The organism is Microbacterium sp. ISL-103 (assembly GCF_018613995.1).
Classification (GTDB): Bacteria; Actinomycetota; Actinomycetes; order Actinomycetales; family Microbacteriaceae; genus Microbacterium.
On sequence record NZ_JAGGPD010000502.1, the window covers coordinates 1 to 1,046 of the forward strand.

Sequence of the window (1,046 nt, forward strand, 5' to 3'; positions counted from 1 at the left end):
CCGAGGCCGGGTTCATTCCCGGCATCCTCTTCTACATGGCGCACTGGTTCCCGGCGAGCCGGCGCGGCCGCGCCTGGGGCATCTTCTACATCGCGCTTGCGTCGTCCGGTCTGATCGGCGGACCCGTCTCCGGGTTCATCCTCAGCGGCATGGACGGCGTCTGGGGTCACGCGGGATGGCAGTGGCTGTTCGTGATCGAGGCGATCCCGACCGTGCTGCTCGGCATAGTCATCCTGTTCTGCCTGCAGGAGGACTACCGCACCGTCACGTGGCTCACCGAACCCGAGCGTGCGCGTCCCGGCAACCTGCCCGCGGCGGAGCGCGTCGACGAGGCCGCGACCCCGTTGCGCAAGGTCTTCACGAGCAAGCTGATCTGGTTGCTCACCGCCGTCTACTTCTCATACAACTTCGCGCTCTACGGCATCAGCTTCTGGCTGCCGACTCTGATCGGCGACCTCGGCATCACCGACACCGTGCAGGTCGGTTTCCTCAGCGCTCTGCCGAGCCTCGCCGCGATCGTGTCGATGGTGACGTTCGGGTTCCTGTCGGACCGTGCGGGCGAGCGACGCAAGTTCATCGCCGCGGCATTCCTGCTCAGCGCCACCGGATTCGCGATCTGCATCATCGCGGGCACCGATCCGGTCTGGGGCATCATCGGACTCTGCCTGGCGAACGCCGGAGCTCTGTCTATCCCCGCGATCTTCTGGAGCTTCCAGACGTCGATGCTCGCCGGAACCGCGCTCGCCGGAGGCATCGCGCTGATCAACTCGACCGGAAACCTCGCCGGCTTCGCGGCGCCGTACCTGATCGGCTTCGTGAAGGACACCACCGGAGTCGCGACGATCGCGCTGTACATCACGGGCGCCATCATGATCATCGGTGCGATCCTCACCATGACCGTGCGGCAGCATCGCGCGGTCAACAAGGCGGCGGATCTTCCCTCGGAGCTCGTCTCGAAGTAGTCCCCAGCTGCTCTCCCCGGGACCGGTGAAGCCCTCGCACGCGACTGCGTGCGGGGGCTTCGTCGCACGGTCAGCGGTGTGCCC

At 66.4% G+C, this 1,046-nt stretch carries 1 protein-coding gene; it reads left to right on the plus strand.

All coding sequences use genetic code 11. The annotated features are described in order from the left end of the window. A partial coding sequence (locus tag J7E68_RS16655; protein WP_215174470.1) for an MFS transporter occupies positions 1–962 on the plus strand: 962 nt, incomplete at its 5' end. Between the last annotated feature and the right edge of the window lie 84 nt (positions 963–1,046).